This window comes from uncultured Fibrobacter sp. (genome assembly GCF_947305105.1).
Classification (GTDB): Bacteria; Fibrobacterota; Fibrobacteria; order Fibrobacterales; family Fibrobacteraceae; genus Fibrobacter.
In genome coordinates, this window is the sequence record NZ_CAMZCS010000031.1 from 1 (window position 1) to 23449 (window position 23449).

Consider the following 23449-nt stretch of genomic DNA (forward strand, 5'->3'; position numbering starts at 1 on the left):
CAACGAATTCGAAAAAGGCAATGCCGGCGGATTCAAGACAAAAGAAATCAAAGCACAACACGATGCCGAAATCGCCGATACCGATATCTCTTGGGGTAAATTCTGGCATTGGATAAACACGAAAATCACGCAGACTCTCAAGGGGCTCACCAGCACCGAAGACAAGCGCATTGGAGTTTGGTTCGTGAGCAACCACAATGGGAAAATAGGCGAAAAGGTGTTTGCCGAGAAAGTCCTTAAATATTTGTGGGACGACATTTTCAAATTCAAACGCCCGCAAGTATTTGCAGATGGTATCGACACCTTGGAAAAGTTAATTGAACATTTTGAAAAATCAACAAAGGTCTCACGTTTCGACGTATTCAGGGACAAAACGGGACTTGTAAACGACACTCTCTGAGATTTGTTCCATAATGACTTTTTCGGATGTATAAATTAAACGAAATCTGCACCTGCGAAGCCAAGGCGAATTCAAAAGATGAATTCGTCGGAATCCGCTGCGAAAAGAATGCAGAAGGCAAACTAGAAACCCATATCTTTTTCCCATTGGGCTATTTTGCAGACGACAAAACCTTGAGCGAAACACCCGAAGAAGAACTCCGCGAATGTATCGCAAATCTATTTTCGGTTCTCTCCGACGAATCCTTACAAGACCCCCACCAAGATTCACGTTTCTCTTCGGCACCCGCAGAACCCGAAGAAGCCCAATTCCCCATGACGGCTTATTTAAACGTCATTCGTCATTATCTTGATTTTGGATACATGACAGAAAAAGAATTTTTCCATAAAAAAGGGGCTCATGGGAAAGTGAATTGGAACCGTACAATCAAAGAAACAAATCCCATCGTCACAGACGAAAACAACCTCGTCTATCTTGACCTGATTTCTCGAAAAATCAATTACAACGAAGATACGCTTATCACACTCGTCCACAAGTTTTGCGTTCACGACGCCTTCTGTCGGCTTGGATTCTTATTCGGCATAGAACCCACCGAAAAGCCGTTACTTGATTTTGACTACGACTTGTTCTGTAGCGTAATCCATTCCAAGTTGGCAAAAACATTCAACGACCGCGATTTGCGCCTGCTTTCCGATTTGGCCCGGATTATTGAATTCCTTGCCCAAAAACAGACACATGATGGCGAGACCGCAAAAGATTTTTACTTTGGCATAAACAAGTTTGCATCTGTTTGGGAGGCCATGGTCAATAAAATTTTCGGGACCGTTTCTCTTGAAGATAAACGCAACTATTATAATCCGCACTGTATGTGGATAGACGAAACAACAAACAAGCCCGAAAAATACGAAGAAGATGCCGAAGGCGATCCCAACGAAAAGAAGCGTTCCACATTGCGCCCCGACACCATCATGATAAACGAATCCGGTGTTTTCATTCTTGATTCCAAATATTACAAGTTCGGGCACACCCAAAACAAGCAACACCTACCTGGTGCCGATTCCGTATGCAAACAAATGGCCTATGCCGAATACATAATCAACAAAAAAGAAGCGGAGCCCTTCTCGGACGACACATACAATGCCTTTATAATGCCATATTGCGCAAAAGCCAACCGGTGGAAAGGCCCTGACGAAGGAGCCGAGATGCACCACATGCGGCGTGTTGGGCATATTCTCGGGGACTGGAAAAACGGGCAGCAGAATTACCACAAAATCGTTTGCATTCTCCTAGACACACAATCGGTTATGCGTAACTATTCTGCATCCATCAGGGCACAGAAAAAACTGGCGAACCTGATTACTTCAGGAACAGCGAAAGCTTGCTGAAGTCAAGTATCGTGATAAACACGAAGAAGCTGATAAAGAATACCGCAGCGACATTCTGGATAATGCTCTGCGTCTTGGTAGAAAGCGGTTTGCCGCGCAACTTCTCGATCCCGAGGAACATCAGGAGGCCACCATCGGTAATCGCAAGCGGGAGTAAGTTCATTACGCCCAGGTTGATGCTGATGAGAGCAAGCAACATCAAAAATTCTTGGAAGCCGCTCATCCACACGTTACCCATCACAGCGACAATGGAGACCGGGCCAGAGAACGCATCGACCTTCACTTGCCCCTGGAACATACGCTTGAAATAGCGGAAGATGCTCGTGGTCATTTTCCAGCTGGTGGCGCACGTCTTGGTGAACGCCTCGACGGGGCCACGGCGCACGACTTTTGTCTCGCGGAATAGCACATAACCCATCTGGATGCCGACCATGTAACGCTTGTGTTCTTCGTTATACACAGCGCTGAGCGTCTTGGTGAGCGTATCGCCCGCACGGATGACGGTAATGTTCACGGGTTCGCCCTTGCTGCCGTCGATAATGCGAACAACGTCTTCGTAGCGGGAAATGTGTTCGCCGTTGATTTCAAAAATCGTATCGTTCAAAAGGATTCCGGCCTTCTCCGCAGCGGAACCTGCCACAGGCGGGAGACGCACCATCACGCGGTTCCTAGGATAGATACCGATATCGCCGATACCCATCTTGATTTCGGAACCGGCGGAATCTTGCGAGGGAATCACAAGCTCTTCGGGAATAACCGTCAAGGTCAGCGGTTCGCCGCCACGATGTACCGTCAGGGGAACTTCGGCCCCAAGGCTCACGCCAATCTGTTCGCGGAAATCGTCCCAACCCTGGGTGGCCTTGCCGTTGATTTCGGTGATGGTATCGCCAGGGACAATGCCAGCCACAGCAGCCGGAGAATCCTTGCCCACAAAACCCACGATGAGTTCATTTGTCGCTGGTTCCTGCACACCCACCATGTAAAGCAGCATCAGCAAGACAAACGCAAATGCAATGTTAATGAACGGGCCCGCAAAAGCAATCGCCGCGCGCGCGCCCACGGACTTGGCCACAAAATCGCGCTCGTCGGGAAGTTCGCCATCCTTGATTTTGTCAGGGTTCTCCCCCGCCATCGCGACGTAGCCCCCGAACGGGATGGCCGAAAGGCAGTATTCAGTCTCTCCATGGCGATAACGGAGCAGTTTCTTGCCGAACCCGATGCTGAAGGTATTCACCTTGACATTGTTCCACTTGGCCACCATAAAATGCCCAAGTTCATGAATCGTCACCAAAAAACTCAACCCCACCAGGCCGAGGACAAACATCAAGACGTTGCTAAAGACAGATTCCATCATAATTCAATTTAGTAAAATAGAGCCAACAAAAAAGAGCCGGGGGTTTCCCCCCGACTCCTCTGTATACACCAAACTTGATTAAACACTAGCGGATCCTGTTACCCATGAGGTCGAAACGGAGGCCGCCTTTTTCCACGAACAGCTTGCTGCCATTCTTGCGCACAACCGCAGGGGTGTCGAGTACCTTTGCGGTTGGAGCGACAACCACAGAGCCATTGGTGCTACTCGAAACCGGCATCGCAGACGAACTGGACCGTTCTCCCGAAGCACTCGATTCCGGAGCCTTCCCCGAATTCCGTGATACACCTTCAGCAGCAAACTCTGGCGCATATCCGGCATTGAGCGCCTCGAGCGCCCCCGCAAGGTAGGCCAGCGGAGCATTCCAATTGATGGCCACCTCGTTCGTCGCATAGCTGCAACGCTGGTCGGTATAGGCTGTCGCGGCAAAACCGGTCCTGTAGTCAGCACACTTCCATTCGGCAGCAGAGCCCACGTCTTCGCCGCCAGGCTGCGGGCCACCCACAAGCATGCCGGGCACGGGTTCTGTCACTCCATCCGCCGTACTCGGGCGATGGTGCGGCATCATCGGGGATTTTGTCCCGAACCCCGTCACGAACGACATGTCTAGCGGGTTTTTGCCCAGAAGGTAGTTGAGAGCTTGGACCGCAGCGGTATAATACTTCTGGTCGCCAGTCAAGTAATAAGCGTGCAGAAGCCAAATGCCCTGGTTCGAGGCCGCAGCGTTGGAACCCCAGACAAAGTCTTCTTTGCTCATGACCACACCGAACCCACTCTGGGTGCGTTCGACAAACTTATCGGCCGTAGAGAGCAATTTCTGCTTTGCCTCCGCAGCATCGCTGAACACAGAAGCGTGTGTCGCCTTGCCGTAAGTCGCAATGCCCGACATGTCGCCCCAATAAGATATGTTGGCCGAAGAGCCCGACTGCTTGTAAGAGGCATCCCCTGTCGTTATCGCGAGTTCTACCCCGGCGAAAAGCTTTTCGTCGCTGGCATCGCTCCCCTCGTAGGTACCCGTCGACACTCCGGCAGGATTCGCCGTGAAATGCACATTCATGTTCGCAGAAGCCCACGTGTATGCCTTCTTGGCCGCCTCTAGGCACGTGGTGGCATAGCTTGCATCGAACGGTTTGTAGACGCGTGAAGCAAGCGCCATCACTCCTGCAAAATCAAGTGCCGCCTCGGCGCTCTTCCCGATAACATAACGAGCATCGGAATCTTGCGCCGGCATCACATCGCCAGGGAAACCGAGTGCGGTCAGCTTGTGATAGACCGTACCGTCGCTCGCCTGCATGGTAAGCATCCAGTCCAGGTTCCACTTGATTTCGGCAAGGAGATCCGGGAGTTGCCCGTCTGCAGGGATATTCCATTTGAGCCCTTTGAAATATTCCGGGAAATGTTCATACAAAGAGAGAAGCGTGTAGGTGGTGATTCCAGAGTTCACAATGTACTTGCCGTAATCGCCGGCATCGTACCAGCCCTTCGGGCTTTTGATGGAACCATTCGCCCCCGTGGAATTGTGGAACGGCACATTCTCGTCCAAGTGTCCTGCAGCACGTTTCCACTGCCCCGCGTACTGTTCTTCGAGGGCCAAAGACGCACGCTGGTAGTAGAACCACTTGGCAGCAGCCTTGAATACATCCTTGTAGGTTTCCTCTTTCACGACGAGGTCCTCGCGGAGTACGTTCCCGCCCACCTTCACGCTATATTTACCGGGTTCCTTGAGCTCGGAAAAATCGACAAGCTGCACGTTCTGGCCACTAGCATCCCATACCGATGCGGCCTTCGGAGTTGCCGTGAGCACCGTTTTCCCGGAAGCGTCTTGGATAACAACGTCACCGGAACCTTCGACTAAGGAAAGTTCCTTCGGGTCAGCGGGGCGATAACCGACCTGATTTATATAGGCTGTGGCCGCAAAGGCAGCCGGTACGCAAGTTGCGACTGCCGAAGCCATAACCAGAATGACATTCTTGCTATCCAAAACATCCTCTCTCTCGTAACAGATACGACCATTCGCATCTAAGAGAGAATATAAAGAAAAAATGCTCCCCGCCGTTGAGGCATAGGGAGCATACGCTCTTTCACTGTATCAAGTGTATCAACGCAGTGTAATCCGCGTCACACTTACGGCTTCGCAATGCGGAACACCTGACGCGCTCCGGCACGAGTCGCCACGACGTAGTAAACGCCGGGATTCAAGCGCGAAAGATTGAGCGTGGAGGATTTCATCACGAGCGTTCCGTCAAGCGAGAATACTTTGTACGTAGTCGGACCGGAAACGACAGAGCGCATGGCGGGGAGTGCAGCAGCAGAATCGCCCGTTGCAGGAGGAGCCGTCACCGTAGAATCGCCCGTTGCTGGCGGCGTTGTCGTCGGCGGAGTCGTCGTAGAATCACCCGTCGCAGGAGGCGTTGTCGTGGGCGGAGTCGTCGTGGAATCACCTGTTGCAGGAGGCGTTGTCGTGGAATCACCTGTTGCCGGCGGAGTCGTCGTAGAGTCACCCGTTGCAGGAGGAGCCACCGTCGCGGCAGCAGCCTTGGCTTCGCGGGCCTTGTCCAGGAAGGCAACAGCCTTGCTCAAATTCTCGGACGAGTTCATCACGTTGCCGCCATGGGAGCCCCCCGAGACCTTGACAAATTCCGTTACCACATTGTGCTTCTTGAGGGAATCGTAGAGTTCCTGGCTCTGTTCGATGTTGACGATGTTATCGGACGTACCGTGGAACATAATTACCGGAGGATCGTCGTCGCTTGCGTAGTAAGGCGAACTGGCGACCATCCACTTGTCCTTGTTGCCTTCGCGTTCCACGCCGATAAAGGCACCTTCCATTGTTCCAGAGCCGCCCATACTGATGGGATTCATCGTGTAGATGTCGGTCGGAGGAGACCAGAGCACTGCACCGTCAACGCAGCTGCTAAGCGAAGTGAACTCGCCGAGGTCACCGACCAGGTCAACCGTCACCGAGCCGGACTTACCTTCCTTCAGGCCGCAGGTCGTCGCAGTAAGGCTAGAAAGGTGACCGCCCGAAGAGAACCCGGACACGGCCACAAAATTCGTGTCAAACTTGTACTTGGCCGCATTGCCGCGGACGAAGCGCACCACGGCCTTGATGTCGTGCAGTTGCGCCGGATACTTGGCATCGCTTGCCGAACGATGGTTCGGAGTCACCACAGCGTAGCCCGCCTTGGCATAAGCCGCACAGATGGTGCTCAAGTCCGCGGAGCCTTTCATGTTATTGCTGCTCCAAGCACTGCCGTATGTGTGGATGACCACCGGATACGATTCCTTAGCCTGCTTGGGAATATAAATGTCCAGCGTATGATAGGTTTTTCCGTCACCCACGTAGTTCACGTCGGCAGTCTTGTCGGCATCTGGAACACTGCCGCCACCCTGAGGGCCTCCGAAACCGCCAAATTGGGCGAATGCGGAAACCTGGAAAAATAAGGATAGAGCCACCGCCCCGATAATTTTCTTTTTCATTTTTGTCTCAACCCATTTTTTTATTTAAAAACTGGCCAGAAACACGTGTTTCTACAGAGAAACCAGTTTTTCCCTATAATAAATTAATGCAAGACCCCTTTTTTATCTCAAATAAAGCCCATTTATTGTTGTAACACAACACAACAAAGGCGATATAACGGCAAATTTCGCATTTTTGGCAACAACATATAAAAAAATGTTTACAAGCGTTTTTTCCATCCAACATTTCTAACCATACATAAAAAAATTATATTCCGCTTATCATAAAAAGAGGTTTTCTCCATGAAAAAAATAATCCTATTCGGACTTTTCTCCCTAATTGCCATGCTCGCCACCGGATGTACGGCATCGTACCAAAATGGGTTCATGCAAAATACAAGCCATCAATACGTTCCTTCAAGAATCCTCTTGATTACCCCGGCAAACGGCACCTTCGAAGGCACCGAATACCCGACTTCCGGTAACGACGTCATCACAATCCTCTCCAAGGAACTGAGCAGGTACACCCAAACCACTTCGGTTATCCCGACCCCTGTCCCGGTACAGAATCTCGATGACAACACCCTGCAACAATTCGACTACATCATTGCTCCGCAGATCTTACACTGGGAAGACCGCTTCACGGGATGGTCGTTTAAGCCGGACCGCATCGAAATTCGATTCGACATATACGATAACCAGCGCCAACTCATCGATTCTTACTGGGTCAAGGCCCGCAGCGCATACATCGTTTGGTTTAGCAAGCAGCCCAAATCCCTGTTGCCAGTTCCAATCAGGACCATGCTGAAGAAAATGTTCAGCAATGCAAAAAAATAGCTTTGCTAAAATAATTGAAATCTAGAGGAAAAAATGGTACGCGGCGCACCTGTTCTACATACAGTTATTGCACTTGTCGCGACCTTTTTTCTTTTGGGCACCCCATTCGCCCACTCGGCGACCGAACAAATTACCGTAGATCTTATTGAAGATCCTCACTTCGGCTTCCTAAATATCCGTCCCGACTCCCTCCAGGTTCCTATACACGAAAAACTTTCAAAAGACACTTCATTTGTTTTTTGGGGAACCCTGAATCAAGTCGACACACTGGCCCGTGCTTACCCGGCAGAGAAAGACATCTGGTTTCACGAGTCCTTTCAAGAAGACCAACGCGACGCTTTCACCGCGTGGTACAACAATCAACAACAACTAAGAGAGCGCCAGCTCGATTCCGTTCCTTCCGACTTGAAGGAAAACTTCCTCGAAGAAGACAAGACATCTTCGTACCTAGCAATTAAGGCCAGTTTTTCAATCCAAAAAATATACAATCGAGATTCGCGCCAATGGGAAGACGCTCCACAAGACAAGAAACACATCTCCGGATACTTTTCCATCACCAACGCGCCTTCAATCCAAACTACTCCACCAAAACTCATAAAGAATTTCTTTTCATTCGAGAACAACAATAGGTTTCTCTCCTATACGCCAAGGATATTCTTCGAGGACGGGTTCTCCACAGCAATAACCGAGAACCAGCTGGATTCCCTTGATTTGCAGAACCACATTTTCTTGCCCTATGAACACTCCATAGAAATCAACAAGAACATGACCCGAGTTTTCAAGGCAAGGATCGGCAAGGCGTTGGCAAGGGGCGACAAGGATGCCATAAAGAAAAGCATGGCCGACCTAGATTCGTTCACGACACCACCGGCCTGGAAATATTATACAAACCCCGTGACCGGGCTCAGATGCGAAACAAAACGCCTACTGAGCATCTACCTGGAAACATTTGAATACGAAAGAGATTGCTATGGCAACAAGATAAACAGCGAGCCGGAAGAGCGCGCCTTATACGTGATGTTGGAAGATTCCGTGAAAGCCATCTGGCAATCCGGCAGATACAAGGCGGCAATCGAAAAACTACCTCCCGACGACAGGGCCTTCTGGCAGATTGTTATAGAGGCGCGCCATTTGACCGACCAGGACACAATCAATGCGCTAATAGAAGAAAACATCAACCGCATCGAGAATCCTGATCAACAAAAAGAAGTCAAAAAGCGATTCTATCACAAGACATACATCACAAGAATCGTCGTCGACGCAGGCATAGGCTATGGATACTACAAGCCAATCGGCAAGACCCGCGACCTTTTCCCATCCGATCATGTCATTGACTTTTCAGCAGATGTTTTTGGCAGAAGAATCGGCATTTCCACACATATCCACTACATCGAAAGCAAAAAAATTACAGATTCAACCTATTACCACACCCTTTTCCTGGACATTCCCCTCGGATTAAGGACATTTATCCTACCCCATCTTGAAAACAAGGTTTTCGCAGGCCCTGCATTAACATTAACCGACCTCAAGAATAAAAACCTAAAGGAAAACAATACCGTAAAAGAGGAGATTACCTGTGGCATCAGCGTTTTAACCGCATTTGATTTTTTCTTCACCGCCCCCAACATGCAGCACAATCACAACTATCCAAACGCACAAATAAAAGGGCGGCTTGGTTTACGATTGCTGGCCGGATACACGCTCTACAAGCCCCATATGATAGATGCGGACGGCGGTGTAATCCATTTCTCGCTGATTCCCATTTATCAAGGATATGGTATCAATACCATAAAGTAGGGTAACAAGATGGTCTTACGCACAATACGCACAGCCCTGATTGCCCTTGCCTTGGCAGCACTCCAGACATTTGCCTCTGAATATACCTGGAACAACTCTTTCAACGACGAACTCAATACGGCGATAAAAATACCCTATTTCTACGAGGTTATCGCAAAACACCTTCTCGATGGAGACATTAAATTTGTTGCAAATCCAGATTCTGTCGGCTTCTATCTGAGAAGGTCCCATATCGCAAACACACACGATTACGCAACGGAGAACGATTCCCTACCCACATCGCCGGAGTTGCAAAAGGTCTACACCTATTTAAATAGCGAAGCCTGGGACAACGACTTGAACAAACTCACCCCTGAAGAAGCCGCTTTCGTGCGCATCGTCGTCTATACCTGTTTCTTCGATAGGGGTTTCAATAATTATTCTCGAAAGATACACCGCAGGCAGATCGTCGACAAGAAAAAGCATGAGCAAGCAAACAAATTGCTCGGAACGGACCTCAGGCTCCATCGCCTCCGCAGGGATTACCTTTACTTCCTTTTAGGATTCGGTGCCGACGCGTTCTCAAATGGAGCCGATGAAAAGGTAGGGCCTGGACCAACGATCGGTTTTGGAATCGGATACTGCATCAGCATGCTCTGCGCAGAAGCCCGAATTTCAATGATTCTCACGAACCCATACAAGGAGAACGTCGTCCAATCAGGCATACTCTACCCCAAAGAAGACATCAACGTCACCCCCGTCGAATTGCTATTCAAAGGGAAACTATTCTCATCCTTTGACTACGATTTTGCCGTTTTTGGGGGATTGAGAATGCTGGCATTTGAATTCGACTCCGACCTAGGCGAGGAATACGAGGAAAAATACGGGAAAGACATGGCCAACGGCTACTCCTACGGCGCTACCACGGGAATCATGGGAACAAAGCATTTCGCCGAGGAACTTATGGATATCAGCTTCCGGATCGGTGTTGCGAGCGTCAAGGAGACCTCACTCGACATTCACGGTCTCAACTGGTACGCGACAATCGATTTTTCCCTTAATTACGAACCATAGGGATTTCCCACCTCCTTTTCCCAGCAGCCGGCCTCCAGCGCATTTCTACTTTTACTATCTTTTGCCCCGTATTTTATTGTACAGTAAAACAAGGGATTTATCCCACAGGAAAACACTATGAAAAAGATCAAGTTCCAGGATACCTCGTTCCGCGATGGTTTCCAGTCTATTTTCGGTGCCCGTGTCTTCGCGAAGGACTTCATGCCCGCCGTCGAAGCTGCCTGCAAGGCCGGCATCACCCACTTTGAAGCTGGTGGTGGCGCCCGTTTCCAGGCCCTGTACCAGAACTGCGGCGAAGACGCCTTCGACATGATGGACGAATTCCGTCGCGTTGTAGGCCCGAACATCCGCCTGCAGACCCTCGCCCGCGGTATTAACGTGGTGGCCCTCGCTCCGCAGCCGCGCGACATGATCAAGCTCCATGCCGACATGTTCAAGAAGCACGGCATGACTCGTATCCGTAACTTCGACGCCCTCAACGACGTGAACAACCTGATCTACTCCGGCAAGTGCATCACCGATGCCGGTCTGGAACACGAAGTCGTGGTGACCATGATGGAACTGCCTCCGGGATGCGACCTCAACGCCGCCCACAACCCGGAATTCTACGAACGCATCCTCCGCAACATTTTGGACGCCGGTGTTCCGTTCGCCTCTGTGTGCTTCAAGGACGCTTCCGGCACCACGAACCCGAACAAGGTGTACGAAACCTTCAAGCGCGCCCGCAAGCTCCTCGGCGACGATGTGGAACTCCGCATCCACAGCCATGACACCTGCGGTACCGGTGTGGCCCAGTACAAGGCCGCTATCGAAGGTGGCGCCGATGGCGTCGACCTCGGCCGCAAGCCGCTTTCCGGCGGTACGGCTCAGCCCGACCTGTTCTCCATGTTCCACGCCCTCAAGGGTACGGAATACAAGCTCGCCCTCGGTGAAGACAGCATCGTCGACGATCACATTCCGGAACTCATGGAAGCCAACAACGTCGCTGTTGAATGCCTCAAGGACTACAACTTCCCGCCTGAAGCACGTCAGATTACGACCGACGTGATCTTCAGCCCCATGCCGGGTGGCGCTCTTACCGCCAACACCCTCATGATGCGCGAAACCAAGACCTTCCACCTGTTCCCGAAGGTTATCGAGAACATGAGCGAATGCGTGCGCCGCGGTGGCTTTGCCTCTTCCGTGACGCCGGTTTCCCAGTTCTACTTCCAGCAGGCCTACATGAACACCCTGAACCAGGCCGCGGGCCGCGGTACGTGGTTCAAGATGACGGAAGGCTACGGCAAGATGCTCCTCGGCTACCAGGGCAAGACCCCGTGCGAACCGGATCCGGAGCTCGTGAAGATTGCCGCCGACCAGTTCAATATGAAGCCGTTCAAGGAAGCCTATCCGGGCATCCAGTGCGCCGAAGAAATCCTTCCGCCGGGCATCCCGGCTGCCAAGAAGCTCCTCGAAGAAAATGGCCTGCCGGTTACCGACGAGACCATCTTCATCACGGGCTGCCTCCAGACGAAGGCTGGCAACAAGGGTATCGAGTTCCTCAAGGGCAACCGCCACATTGGCGTGCCGAAGAAGGACCCGAACGCCGCTCCGGCCGTGGACACCAAGAACATGAAGGCCGGTGCCGCAAGCACCTACCGCATTGCCCTTGGCAACCAGAGCTGGGACGTGCAGGTTCAGACGCTCAGCAAGTAAGCGCAAACCAAATCGTTTATGCGAAAAAACTCCGATATTTTATATCGGAGTTTTTTTGTACCCTTGGCGGGTAGAGAAATTCTCGTTGAAGCGATTTTACTTTTCGCCTTTGAGCAATTCTTCGAAGAACACGATTGTCTTTTCGAGCCCCTGGCGCAGCGGGATTGTCGGTTCCCAGCCGAGGGCCGACTTGGCGAGGTCGATATTCGGGCGGCGCATCTTGGGATCGTCACCGGGGAGCGGCTTGTACACAATCTTGCTCTTGGAACCCGTCAGGTCAAGGACTTCTTTCGCGAGTTCGAGCATCGTGAATTCGCCAGGGTTACCGATATTCACCGGGCCGATTATCTTGTCCTGATCCATCATGCGCACGAAACCTTCGATAAGGTCGTCCACGTAGCAGAAACTGCGCGTCTGGCTACCGTCACCATAAATCGTGAGGTCTTCGCCTTTGAGCGCCTGCACAATGAAGTTGCTCACTACGCGGCCGTCGTTCATGAGCATACGCGGGCCGTAGGTATTGAAAATACGCACGATGCGGATATCGACATTATTTTGTCTATGATAATCCATGAAAAGCGTCTCGGCAACGCGCTTGCCTTCGTCGTAGCAGCTGCGGATGCCGATGGGGTTCACGTTTCCCCAGTAGTCTTCGGTTTGCGGGTGTACTGCCGGGTCACCGTAAACTTCGCTTGTACTGGCTTGCAAAATTCGGGCCTTCACGCGTTTGGCCATGCCGAGCATGTTGATAGCGCCCATCACGCTTGTCTTGATTGTCTTTACCGGGTTGAACTGGTAATGGATGGGGCTCGCGGGGCATGCGAGGTTGAAAATGCGGTCCACTTCCAAGAGGATGGGTTCCGTAACGTCGTGGCGGATGAGCTCGAAGCAGCGGTTATCGCGCAGGTGGGCGACATTCGCCATACGGCCCGTAAAGTAGTTGTCAAGGCAAATCACCTCGTGCCCGTCGTTCAGCAGACGTTCGCACAAGTGACTCCCCAGGAATCCTGCACCACCAGTAACTAAGCAACGCATAAGCACTCCTTGCAGTAGGAAGTAGGAAGTAGACAGTAGACAGTGGTAAAACTAGTCATCGGAATCACGCTCTAATTCAGCGGCGCCGTTGCCGCGGAGCGCCACGAGCCGGACACCATTCAATGTCAAATAAGGGTCGTATGTGTCGATGACCTTGCTGTGGCCCATGACCATGCGGCCCCAACCACCCGTCGCAAACACGGGGACCTTCTTCCGGCCCATCTCGGCCTTAATCTTTTCGACTAACGTTTCGAGCTCCGCCATGAATCCGTACAAAAGGCCCGCACGGATAGCATCATCCGTATTGTTCGCAATCACGTGGTCCGGCCACTCGATGCTCACAGGCATCAAGCGCGCGGCCTTCTCGGTCAACACGTCCAAACTGGCACTGATTCCGGGGATGATGATACCGCCCGCAAATCCGCCGTCCTTCATCACATCGAAAGTCGTCGCCGTGCCCATGTCCACAACAATGGCATCCTTGTAGCCGCGGTCGCGCAGCGCAATCACGTTGCAAAGGCGGTCGGAGCCGAGGGTCGCCGGATTCGGGTAAGCAATCGGGCAATCCAGGCAGTTCTTGGAACTCACCACCTGTACCGGGCGCTTGAGGAGCGTCTGCAAAGCCTTGATCCATGGGCGTTCAAGTACCGGCACCACCGTCGAAAGGCCCACATGTGTAATCACCGAGGGTTTGATTTCGGAGAAACGGATGAGGCCGCCAATGCGGTTCATCACTTCGTCGCTTGTGGTTTCTTTGCGGGTGGTAAGCCTCCAATGGTCCACCACCTTGTCGCCCTTGAAAATACCCAAAACGGTGTGGGAGTTGCCCACATCTACTACAAAAGAAAACTTTTCTGAATTTTTTGAACTTTTCTTCATCTGCAAATCACTATTTGCTAAAAAAATAGCAATTTAGGGGCATCCACGATTGCTATATATGCAACCATGGCTAATTTAGGCTATACATTCCTGCTCATCCTGACAGCCGCAATCTGGGGTTCGGGCTTTGTCGCCCAAATCGAAGGGAACGCCTTTGGGCCATTTGCATTCTCGTGCATCCGTTGCTTTATCGCCGCAGGTTTCCTAGCCCTAATCTTCAAGATTCTCGATGCGTTCGGCAAGAGCCCCCGTAGGCCGCGCAACCGCAAAGAAACGCTACTCCACTGGAAGGCTGGATTCTTTTGCGGGCTTGCACTCTGCACCGCAATGAACTTGCAACAACTCGGAATGTACCTCGGCACCCCTGCCGGAAAATCTGGGTTCCTCACCGCCTGCTACATCGTGCTTGTACCGGTCGCTAGTTTATTCTTAGGCAAGCGCACCTCATTGAAAACTTGGATTTGCATTGCCATTACGACAGCGGGGCTTTACCTGCTCTGCGTCAAGGACGGTTTCTCCATCGAACTTTCAGACAGCGTTTCGCTCCTATGCGCACTGGCCTTTTCATTCCACATCCTCGTCATCGACAAGTTCGTCAACCACGTGGACCCAATTCGCGTCTCGGCAATCCAGTTCTTGACTATCGGCGTTTTGACCGCGCCCCTGATGATTGTATTCGACCTGAGATTCCCGGCAATGGACTTTGGCACTGTCATTGCCGCATTTGGCAACCCGTATGCAATAGCAGGCCTTGCGTTTGCCGCCCTATGTTCCAGCGGTATTGCCTACACGTTGCAAATTGTCGCTCAAGATAAAATCAATCCCACCATCGCCTCACTCACGATGAGTTTGGAATCGGTATTCGCCGTCCTTGCGGGTTGGGCCATTCTAGGGGAACAGCTTTCAGCCTGCGAGATTTGCGGTTGTGCAATTATGATGGTCGCCATCGTGATGGCGCAAATTAAGATTTCGCCTGCTTCTTCTTGATAAGCAAAGCTCCACCGACAATCAGTGCAAGGCCAAGCACAAACGAAAGAAGTGCGCTCCTCGTGAATCCCGCCACGATATAGCAGACAAAGCTCACTCCCGCAACAGAAAGAGCATAGGGCAACTGCGTATTCACGTGGTTCACATGGTTACAGTCCGCACCGGCACTCGCCATAATCGTCGTATCGGAAATCGGGGATATATGGTCGCCACAAACGGCACCCGCCATGCACGCCGAAATAGAAATAATCATCAAATCCGGATCGATGTTCGAGAACGCCGCCACCACAATCGGGATCAAGATGCCGAACGTCCCCCACGAGGTTCCCGTCGAGAAGGCCAGCCCCACACCGACTAAGAAGATTATCGCCGGCATCAAGTTCATAAAGCCCACAGCGCTCCCCGAAATGAGACTTGCCACAAAGACCTTCGCGCCAAGCGTATCGGTAACGCCCTTCAAACTCCAGGCCAGCACAAGAATCAGTATCGCCGGGACCATCGCCTTGAAACCTTCAGGCAAACATTCCAGGCACTTGCGCAACTTCAAGACACGGCGCCCCATATACCAAATCACCGTCACAGCAAGCGTACAGAAACTACCAATGACAAGCCCCACCGAAGCATCGCTTGCACCAAAGGCATCGACAAAGCCCTTGTGTGCCTCGCCACTCGAGAAGAATCCGCCCGTATAAACTAAACCCGCCACGCAGAACACAATCAAGGAAACAATCGGGAAAACAAGATCGGCGACAGTCCCTCGGGAATCTTCACGCTTCAAAGACTGAGTCTGCGCATCCAGTTTTTCGGCCGCAGTCTCGTATTTTTTCATCGGGCCAAAATCCACCTTCAAAAGAATAATCGTAAAGAGAGCCACGATAGTCAGCAAGGCGTAAAAATTAAAAGGAATCGATTTCACAAATAGGCCCAGGCCATCTTCCCCTTCGACAAAGCCGGTCACTGCCGCCGCCCACGAACTAATCGGCGCAATAATGCATATCGGAGCTGCAGTAGCATCAATCAGGTACGCCAGTTTTTCGCGACTCAACTTGAATTTCCCCGTAACAGGGCGCATCACAGAGCCCACCGTGAGACAGTTGAAATAATCATCAACAAAAATCAAGATGCCCAAGATGACGGTCGCCAGTTGCACACCCACTTTGGACTTGATACGACGCCCCGCCCATTCACCGAAAGCCGCCGCCCCGCCGGACTTGTTCATCAAGGCGACCATCGTCCCCAAGAACACAAGGAAAAACAAGATGCCCACATTCCACGGGTCCGACACCTGCTTGACCATGCCATCCTTGAACACGGCATCCAAGAAATGCGGGAAATTACCCTCGCTAATGAGCAGTGCGCCCATCAATATGCCCACAAAAAGGGACGAGTAAGCCTCCTTGGTAATGAGGGCAAGGACAATGGCCACAATCGAGGGCACCAAGGCCCAGAACGTTCCATGAAAATAGGATACAACTTCAGCAGCTTGTTGTTCCATAAAAAATACTCCTTGGGGTTTCCAAGGAATATAAAAAAACAAATCTTTTGTGGTTTTACCTTACTAGATTCGCATCGAAATATCGAGTGCTTTCACGCTATGCGTAAGCGCACCGACAGAGATGTAGTCAAGGCCGAGCGTCGCGATTTCCTTCGCACGTTCAAGCGTCATGTTGCCGGAACCTTCCACCAGGCACTTGTCGCCGCTTTCCTTGATAATCTTGAGAGCCTCGGCCATCATCTCGTTGCTCATGTTGTCGAGCATGATGACGTCCACGCCCTTGTTCAAAAGTGCGCGCAACTGGTCGAAGTTTTCGACTTCCATTTCGACCATCAGGTTCTGCGTGTTGTTCTTCTTCACCACTTCGAGCGCCTGGAGCACACCACCCGCAGCAGCGATGTGGTTATCCTTCACGAGCACCATGTCGAAAAGGCCCATGCGATGGTTGGAACCGCCACCCACCCGCACCGCATACTTCTGCAGCGTACGGAAACCGGGAACCGTCTTGCGCGTATCGAGCACCTTCGTCTTGCCACCCTTCAAAGCTTCCTGGAAGGTATGTGCAACCGTTGCCACGCCGGAGAGTTGCTGGATGAAGTTCAAGAGAGTGCGTTCACCCGTCAAAAGTTCGTGCGTCGTGCCGTCCATTTCGGCAATCAGGTCACCCTTCTTCACCACGTCACCGTCTTTCTTGTGGAGTGTCACCTTCACATTCGCCTTGAGTTCCTGGAACACGAGTTCAATCACCGGGAGGCCGGCAAGCACACCGTCTTCCTTGGCAATCAGGCGGGCATGCTGCTTTTGGTCGGCAGGGATGGTCCACTCGCTCGTGACATCACCCGTGCGAACATCTTCCGCCAAGGCAAGGCGGATCATAGTCAAAGCATCTTCGGTAGGGAATTTGGGAGTTGAGTTATCGCCGTACATGGTTAGTGATTGGTGGTTGGTGGTTGGTGGTTAGTGGTTAGTGGTTAGTAGGAAGTTGGAAGTTGGATGTAGGAAGTTGGAAGTTACTGTCTACTGCCTACTGTCTACTGCCTACTGTTTTCTGTTACTGCGCTCCTTTTCCGGTCAGCACCACATATACGGTTCGAACCAGAATCTGGAAATCAAGCAGCAGGCTCATATTCTCGTAGTAATACATGTCGTACTGCAACTTGATTTGCACATCCTCGATGCTCGTATCGTAATGGTGACGCACCTGAGCCCAGCCCGTGAGGCCCGGCTTCATCTTGAGGCGGCTGATGTAGAACGGAATCTTTTCGCGGAGCTTGCCAATGAACACGGCACGTTCGGGGCGCGGGCCGACCATGCTCATGTCGCCCTTGAGCACACAGAAAATCTGCGGGAGCTCGTCGATGCGGGTTTTACGCAATAACTTGCCCACCTTCGTGATGCGCGGGTCGTCTTTGGTGGCCCACTGCGCACCAAACTTTTCGGCATCGGTACGCATGGTGCGGAATTTATAAACCGTAAAGGGCTTGCCGTACAAGCCGATACGTTCCTGCGAATAGAACACTGGGCCACGGTCCTCGAGCTTGATGGCGATGGCCGCCAAAATGCAAACCGGCAGCGAGCACAATCCCAAAAATGCACCAAATAAAATATCGATAATGCGCTTGACCTGCACTTGCCAAGGCGGCATCGTAAAGGCAAACAGTTCCTGCAATTCAAAGCCATAAACAAGATTCGCCTTGAACTGGCCATTCACCACACCATAAAGTTCCGGGACAATGTAAATATGGAGAGGCAGTTCACAAATCCACACGAGCACGCGCATGATTTCTTGCGGAGAGGCACTATCGTGAGCGATGATGATGCCACTGACCTTGTACTTTTTGACTAAAGCCGGCAAATCCGAATACTTGCCCAATACAGGATAACCCGCAAATTCGTGGTCCATCACTTGGAAGCGTTCATCGACAAAACCAATGACCCGCTGGCCACGCGCCGGAGTCTTGGCAAGAGACTGTGCAATCTTTTGCCCCGCTTCCGTCGCGCCAAGAACCAGAATGTTATTCGCACCATAACCTAGGCGCAAAAAACCGCGCAGGCACCAGTAGATAACCATGCGGAATCCGGCAACCAACGTAAGGGCAAGGCCGCCATAAATAAATATCCACGGGAATCGCGAACCGTAAAGATAGCCCTCGCTCAATGGAGAATTGGCAAAGACCTTCCCGACAAATTCCGCACCAAACAGCCCGACAATGACAAGCACAATACCCAGAGCGACGGCGCGAAGCACCCTCAGAATCTGGTGGGTACGGGACATCAAAAGCCAGGAACGGTACAAGCCCGCACAAGTAAAGAGCAGGAGCCAGCCCAAGTTGAGGACAAGGCCCATGAACCAATATTCAGCAAACGTCTTGCTCGGATCAAACTTATCCGCAATCCAACCACTATGAAACTGCACCCAAAAGGCCAAGGCGAAACAAATCGACAAGGCTGCAAAGTCCGAAAGGACTAAGAGGATTCGTTCCAATGTGGTCGCGCGGATCATTCAAAACCCTTAGCAAGCAACTAGGCGAGGAAACGGATAACCTGGCTCTTCTCGACGATTTCGGGCAGGGCATCAATGGCGTCCACCGCCTTCGAGGCCTTGCAGTCCTGTGTCTTTTCGGTGATGACCACGATGGAAACCTTACCCGGGTCGTTCACGTTCTTCTGGATAATCGTCTCGATGGAGATGTTGTTCTCGGCCAAGACACTCGTAATCTTCGCAAGCACACCACAAGCGTCACGAGAGGTGAAGCGCAGATAGTAGCGGGCCGAAGTTTCCGAAATCGGAACAAGCGTCGCAGAATTGTCGACGTTGAACCAGCCCATCGGGAGCGCCTTGCGGCTACCACTGTCAGTAGAACGGGCCAAGGAAACAAGGTCGGCGACCACGGCAGAGGCGGTCGGGAGGCGGCCAGCACCGGCACCGGTCTGGACCGTTTCGCCCAAGTTGTCGCACTTGAGGTAAACCGCATTGATTACGCCGTTCACGTTCGAAAGCAAGTTCTCGTTCGAGACAAAGCACGGATGGACGCGGGCATCCACGCGGTCGCCGTCGCGGTGGTAAATGCCGAGGAGCTTCACGCAGCAGCCAAGTTCCTTCGCAAAGGCGATATCCTGGGCGGTAATCTTCGAAATGCCGGTCACGTGAATCTTCTCGAAGTCCACACGCTTGCCGCTGCAGAGACTTGCGAGCAAAGCCGTCTTGTGTGCGGAGTCGATACCTTCGATATCGAACGTCGGGTCGGCTTCGGCAAAACCGAGCTTCTGGGCATCCTTCAGGACCACATCGAAATCGAGGCCTTCGTCGGCCATGCGGCTGAGGATATAGTTACAAGTACCATTGATGATGCAGCTCAGGTGTTCGACCGTCGAGCCGAGCAAGCCTTCCTGGAGGCTACGGATGATAGGAATGCCACCACCCACAGCGGCTTCGAACAGCACATGCAGGCCCTTTTCGGCAGCAAGCGGGAAAATTTCGTGACCGTACTTGGCAAGGAGAGCCTTGTTCGCAGTCACCACATGCTTACCCGAATTGAGGGCGGCCAAAATCCACTTGCGCGGCATGTTGTAGCCACCGGCCAGTTCAACGAGCACGTCGATGTCGTCACCGGCAATCATCTCGTCGGCATTAGTCGAAACCTTGTAGCCCTTTGCCTTGTACGGGGCGACTTCCTCTTCGGACTTTGCGCAAATGCAAGCAAGTTCCAGTTCGACACCCAGCTTTTCCTTATATTCGGCAATTTTCTGTTCAAGAATCTGAATAACACCGCCACCGACGGTTCCAGTACCAATGAGTCCAATACGCAACATATCGCGTCTCCATTTTTAAATTTTTTCGGGAGAAAAGATAGAAATTAGTCGTTAGTGGTCGGTGGTTGGTGGTTTGTAATAACGACAAAAAAAGCAACTATCCTGTTTGCTGACCACTGCATATCAACCACTTTTTCTACATTTCCCGCTATGGAACAGGAATCCGTCAATCTAGATATCGGCTCTATCCTCGACGAGCAGAAACTCAAGAACATTGTCTACCCGGCAAGGCTCTTCCGTGCACGCCTAAACGAGGAGTTCCAGCGTTCCAACCGTACCCGCAAGCCGTTTCTCTTCATCAAGATTTACGCGCACCAGTTCGACATTCTCGGTTGGTCCAGGCCTAACGAAATCATCACGAAGACCTGGAAAATCAGCGTGCTGACCATGTTCTCGCACCTTCGGTTCATCGACGTTCTCGGATACCTTCCCGACAGCAACGGGCTCGGTATCATCATGTTGAATTCAGACCTGACAAAGCTCGAGAACATCCGCAAAGACATGCTCCACAGGCTCAACGACGCAGGCCTTATCCAAGCATTGCGTCACAGCCCGAAAAAACCGATATTCAAGGCTTACCTCTACTCAGGTCTCCAAGAAAAGGAGAACCAAGAGATGAGCATCCGCATGGACGAATTCAACAGCATGGGCGGCAGTTTCTTCTCGTTGACTCGCCTTACCTTGTCGGAAATCTGGCAGCATCCGAACAAAATTCGCTACAGGCATTTCATCAAGCGTACATTTGATTTGGTCGGCGCATCCTGCGGCATTATCCTGCTTTCCCCGCTGCTCCTGTTCTGCGCATTGGCGGTCAAAATCAGCGACCCGAAAGGCCCTGTCATATTCAAGCAGACCCGAGTCGGCAAGAACGGCAAAGAATTTACGATGTACAAATTCCGCAGCATGTATATCGATGCCGAAGAGCGTAAAAAAGAGCTCATGGCCCTGAACGAAACTGGCGGCAAGACATTCAAGATGAAGAACGACCCGCGCATCTACCCGTTCGGGAAAATCTTGCGCAAGTTCAGCCTCGACGAACTGCCGCAGTTGTTCAACATCATCCAAGGTTCGATGTCTATAGTAGGGCCGCGCCCGCCGCTGCCCTCCGAGGTAGAAGAATACGAGCCGTGGCACCAGGTCAGGTTGTCTGTAACCCCAGGCCTTACTTGCATCTGGCAGGTGAGCGGTCGCAGCAACATTCCGTTCGAAGGGCAAATGCGCCTCGACAACAACTATATCCGTCGCGACGGCAAAATTGCCGAAGACATCAAGTTAATCCTAAAGACCTTCAAGGTTGTATTCAAAGGCGACGGAGCCTATTAATAGTCTTTATAGATAACGTCGTGCAAGACCAAGCCCTGCGGGGGAGCCCAAGTGCGTTCCCCTTTGAAGTTTTTCTCGAATATGGTCTTGACCGTCCCTTCGGGGTACCGGCCTCGCCCCACATCGAACAACGTTCCTACCATCGCACGGACCTGCCGGTGCAAGAACCGGTTCCCCTTGATATGGAAAACAGCGCTCCATTCGTTCAGCCGTTCCAGTCGGAATTCGCTTAACGTGCAAAGCGTAGACTTTCCGTCGTTGCGTGGAATGCAGAAGTCGATAAAGTCGTGCTCCCCCAAGAATGCGGCAGCCTCGCGTTCCATTGCATCCAAATTCAAATGCAGTGAACCGCATTCCCAGCCGAATTCGCGCATCAGCGCAACAGGGCGCGTAAAAATCGTGTACTGGTAATAGCGCATCACGGCATCGTAACGCGCATTGAAATCGTCTGCGCAGCGTTCCAGGTCGCGGATGCGGATAAGCCGCTTTGTCAGGCCGTTTATAGAACGGACCGTCTTCTGCGGGTCCAATTCCCCGTCGTAGTCGAAATGGCAACACTGGCCGCGCGCATGCACGCCCGTATCGGTACGGCCCGAACCTACAATGCGGACTGGCGACCGAAGCGCGATAGAAAACGCTTCTTCAAGCGACGACTGCACTGTGACAAATTTGGTCTTGCCCGCCTCGTTCTGCTCCTGCCAGCCGTAAAACGCGCTGCCAAGGTACTCGCAACGGAAGCGGTAACGCATCAGTTCCCCGTTTCCTGGGATTCCTTGATAACCGTCTCGACGTGTTCCTGCGGGATTCTCAACTGCGAAGCGATTGCCGATGCAGGGAAACCACGGCGAGTCATCTGCAAAATCTTGGCCTTCTCGGTAAATTCGCGGTCAAAACGACTCGTAGAGAGCGGCGTACGCGGAGCAGGCGTACCCTGCGGGCCACCTGTAATATTGTGGCTCTGCGCACGAATCTTCATGGTCTGTTCCCTAGTCATGCCACGCGGTGAGCGCAGCACATCGGAAAGTGACTGCATCGCCGACGTAATACGTTCCTTCGCCGTCGGGCGGAGATGCGGCCTTTCGAGGTCACTCGTCAAAATCTTGTTCTCGGGGATACCGTTCTCGTCTTCGAAGGCGACCTTCGAGACAGGCGCCGGTTCGAGGTCCGGTTCAGCCACTGCCGGTTCGGACGGAGCGGATTCGCCCGGTACACCGGGGAGCTTCACTTCTGCGACGCGCTTCTGCCTTTCCGCAAACTCGGTAGCGTCGTCTATAATCGAACGCCTCTGGGGGCGCGGGCGCGGCGGGACAAGCGTCGGGTCGTTCTCGAACCCATTCTTGGGTTCCTTGAAACGGTGCCGGCCCGTAATGGCCGCTAATTTCTGTGTAAGTTCCTTCTTGCCATGCCCAAGGACAAAGACTAGGACAAAGAAAATAATCCCTACGGCAGCGACACCGCCCACAATCCAAATCCATGCGCTGTTGGACAGCCCACTCTCTTCTTCGGTGCTTTCCGGCGCAGACGGCGTCTGCATTTCGGAGAGGGCGTTCCAGCTCACCTCAAGTTCTTCACGAATCTTTATCTGCAAGTCGGGCCTCTGCGACGACTCCCAAAGCGCCATCTCCAGGGAATCAATCCTGGCTCGGGCGACCAAATAGGCTTCGGCATCAAAGTTGGCCACCCCCATAGAGGTATCCAACTTCAAATAAATGATGATGACAAGCGCCAGGACAAAAAGCACGGCGGGAGCAGTAAACTTCTTCATGTTGAAAAATGTAGAAAAAATACAACGTTGTAGAGCCCAACAGGGGCAAAAGTAGGCTAAATCGTGAAAAAAAGCCATTTTGGGGCAATTGAGAAGCCCTCAACACCTTTTTTTGAAAACTTACAAAAAGATGCCCAACGTCTTTGGGGATACG

Annotated in this window: 18 protein-coding genes and 1 pseudogene; 8 read left to right on the plus strand and 11 right to left on the minus strand. The window is 52.0% G+C overall.

Annotation, left to right across the window (positions count from 1 at the left end; genetic code table 11):
* Together Q0Y46_RS11960 and Q0Y46_RS11965 are read left to right on the plus strand one after the other, a co-directional pair.
* Nucleotides 1–400 (plus strand): annotated as a pseudogene (locus Q0Y46_RS11960) (hypothetical protein); the annotation flags it as partial.
* 26 nt (nucleotides 401–426) lie between these two features.
* Nucleotides 427–1785 (plus strand): LlaJI family restriction endonuclease, encoded by a 1359-nt coding sequence (locus Q0Y46_RS11965; protein WP_297947627.1) that lies wholly within the window; start codon nucleotides 427–429, stop codon nucleotides 1783–1785.
* Here the strand turns inward: Q0Y46_RS11965 and rseP are convergent.
* The 3 genes from rseP to Q0Y46_RS11980 form a co-directional block, all read right to left on the minus strand.
* A complete protein-coding gene (gene rseP / locus Q0Y46_RS11970; RefSeq protein ID WP_297947629.1) occupies nucleotides 1757–3139 on the minus strand; it encodes an RIP metalloprotease RseP in 1383 nt (460 codons plus the stop codon). The two genes, Q0Y46_RS11965 and rseP, sit on opposite strands and share 29 nt — an antisense overlap.
* 85 nt (nucleotides 3140–3224) lie before the next feature.
* Complete coding sequence (locus tag Q0Y46_RS11975; RefSeq protein WP_297947631.1) at nucleotides 3225–5138, minus strand: glycoside hydrolase family 9 protein; 1914 nt, start codon at nucleotides 5136–5138, stop codon at nucleotides 3225–3227.
* A 143-nt stretch (nucleotides 5139–5281) separates the two neighbouring features.
* Nucleotides 5282–6637, minus strand: coding sequence for an alpha/beta hydrolase fold domain-containing protein (locus Q0Y46_RS11980; protein ID WP_295680431.1), 1356 nt, complete (start codon nucleotides 6635–6637; stop codon nucleotides 5282–5284).
* A 282-nt stretch (nucleotides 6638–6919) separates the two neighbouring features.
* Here Q0Y46_RS11980 and Q0Y46_RS11985 point away from each other — a divergent pair, with 282 nt between their 5' ends.
* The 4 genes from Q0Y46_RS11985 to Q0Y46_RS12000 all read left to right on the plus strand — a co-directional run bounded on the left by Q0Y46_RS11985 (nucleotide 6920) and on the right by Q0Y46_RS12000 (nucleotide 11998).
* Nucleotides 6920–7453: a DUF4823 domain-containing protein gene (locus Q0Y46_RS11985; protein WP_295680428.1), complete on the plus strand. Its 534-nt coding sequence runs from the start codon at nucleotides 6920–6922 to the stop codon at nucleotides 7451–7453.
* A gap of 33 nt (nucleotides 7454–7486) precedes the next feature.
* Nucleotides 7487–9250, plus strand: a complete 1764-nt coding sequence (locus Q0Y46_RS11990; protein WP_295680425.1) for a hypothetical protein — start codon at nucleotides 7487–7489, stop codon at nucleotides 9248–9250.
* Between the two features lie 9 nt (nucleotides 9251–9259).
* Nucleotides 9260–10303: a hypothetical protein gene (locus Q0Y46_RS11995; RefSeq protein ID WP_295680422.1), complete on the plus strand. Its 1044-nt coding sequence runs from the start codon at nucleotides 9260–9262 to the stop codon at nucleotides 10301–10303.
* A gap of 117 nt (nucleotides 10304–10420) precedes the next feature.
* Nucleotides 10421–11998 (plus strand): biotin attachment protein, encoded by a 1578-nt coding sequence (locus tag Q0Y46_RS12000; RefSeq protein WP_297947634.1) that lies wholly within the window; start codon nucleotides 10421–10423, stop codon nucleotides 11996–11998.
* Between the two features lie 96 nt (nucleotides 11999–12094).
* On the opposite strand, the gene Q0Y46_RS12005 is transcribed toward Q0Y46_RS12000, so the two are convergent.
* Together Q0Y46_RS12005 and Q0Y46_RS12010 are read right to left on the minus strand one after the other, a co-directional pair.
* A complete protein-coding gene (locus tag Q0Y46_RS12005; RefSeq protein ID WP_295680417.1) occupies nucleotides 12095–13033 on the minus strand; it encodes a UDP-glucuronic acid decarboxylase family protein in 939 nt (312 codons plus the stop codon).
* A 51-nt stretch (nucleotides 13034–13084) separates the two neighbouring features.
* On the minus strand, nucleotides 13085–13912 hold the full coding sequence (locus Q0Y46_RS12010; protein WP_297947636.1) for a type III pantothenate kinase: 828 nt from the start codon (nucleotides 13910–13912) through the stop codon (nucleotides 13085–13087).
* Nucleotides 13913–13978: 66 nt separating this feature from the next.
* On the opposite strand from Q0Y46_RS12010, the gene Q0Y46_RS12015 reads away from it, so the two are divergent.
* The gene (locus Q0Y46_RS12015) at nucleotides 13979–14899 is read left to right on the plus strand and encodes a DMT family transporter (RefSeq protein WP_297947638.1); all 921 of its coding nucleotides are present in this window, start codon (nucleotides 13979–13981) and stop codon (nucleotides 14897–14899) included.
* Here Q0Y46_RS12015 and Q0Y46_RS12020 read toward each other — a convergent pair.
* The 4 genes from Q0Y46_RS12020 to Q0Y46_RS12035 form a co-directional block, all read right to left on the minus strand.
* A complete protein-coding gene (locus tag Q0Y46_RS12020) occupies nucleotides 14874–16394 on the minus strand; it encodes a Na+/H+ antiporter NhaC family protein (protein WP_297947640.1) in 1521 nt (506 codons plus the stop codon). The two genes, Q0Y46_RS12015 and Q0Y46_RS12020, sit on opposite strands and share 26 nt — an antisense overlap.
* Nucleotides 16395–16457: 63 nt before the next feature.
* Entirely contained in the window at nucleotides 16458–17270 is an 813-nt protein-coding gene (gene nadC, locus Q0Y46_RS12025; protein WP_297947642.1) for a carboxylating nicotinate-nucleotide diphosphorylase, read from the minus strand.
* A gap of 175 nt (nucleotides 17271–17445) precedes the next feature.
* The gene (locus tag Q0Y46_RS12030; protein WP_295680401.1) at nucleotides 17446–18897 is read right to left on the minus strand and encodes a sugar transferase; all 1452 of its coding nucleotides are present in this window, start codon (nucleotides 18895–18897) and stop codon (nucleotides 17446–17448) included.
* A gap of 20 nt (nucleotides 18898–18917) precedes the next feature.
* A complete protein-coding gene (locus tag Q0Y46_RS12035) occupies nucleotides 18918–20207 on the minus strand; it encodes a homoserine dehydrogenase (RefSeq protein ID WP_295680399.1) in 1290 nt (429 codons plus the stop codon).
* 150 nt (nucleotides 20208–20357) lie between these two features.
* Here Q0Y46_RS12035 and Q0Y46_RS12040 point away from each other — a divergent pair, with 150 nt between their 5' ends.
* Nucleotides 20358–21530: a sugar transferase gene (locus tag Q0Y46_RS12040; protein WP_295680396.1), complete on the plus strand. Its 1173-nt coding sequence runs from the start codon at nucleotides 20358–20360 to the stop codon at nucleotides 21528–21530.
* Here the strand turns inward: Q0Y46_RS12040 and truA are convergent.
* Both truA and Q0Y46_RS12050 read right to left on the minus strand, forming a co-directional pair.
* Nucleotides 21527–22279: a tRNA pseudouridine(38-40) synthase TruA gene (gene truA, locus Q0Y46_RS12045; protein WP_295680394.1), complete on the minus strand. Its 753-nt coding sequence runs from the start codon at nucleotides 22277–22279 to the stop codon at nucleotides 21527–21529. The genes Q0Y46_RS12040 and truA overlap by 4 nt on opposite strands.
* A complete protein-coding gene (locus tag Q0Y46_RS12050) occupies nucleotides 22279–23295 on the minus strand; it encodes a hypothetical protein (protein WP_295680391.1) in 1017 nt (338 codons plus the stop codon). Before Q0Y46_RS12050 ends, truA begins: the two co-directional genes overlap by 1 nt.
* Nucleotides 23296–23449 lie beyond the last annotated feature (154 nt).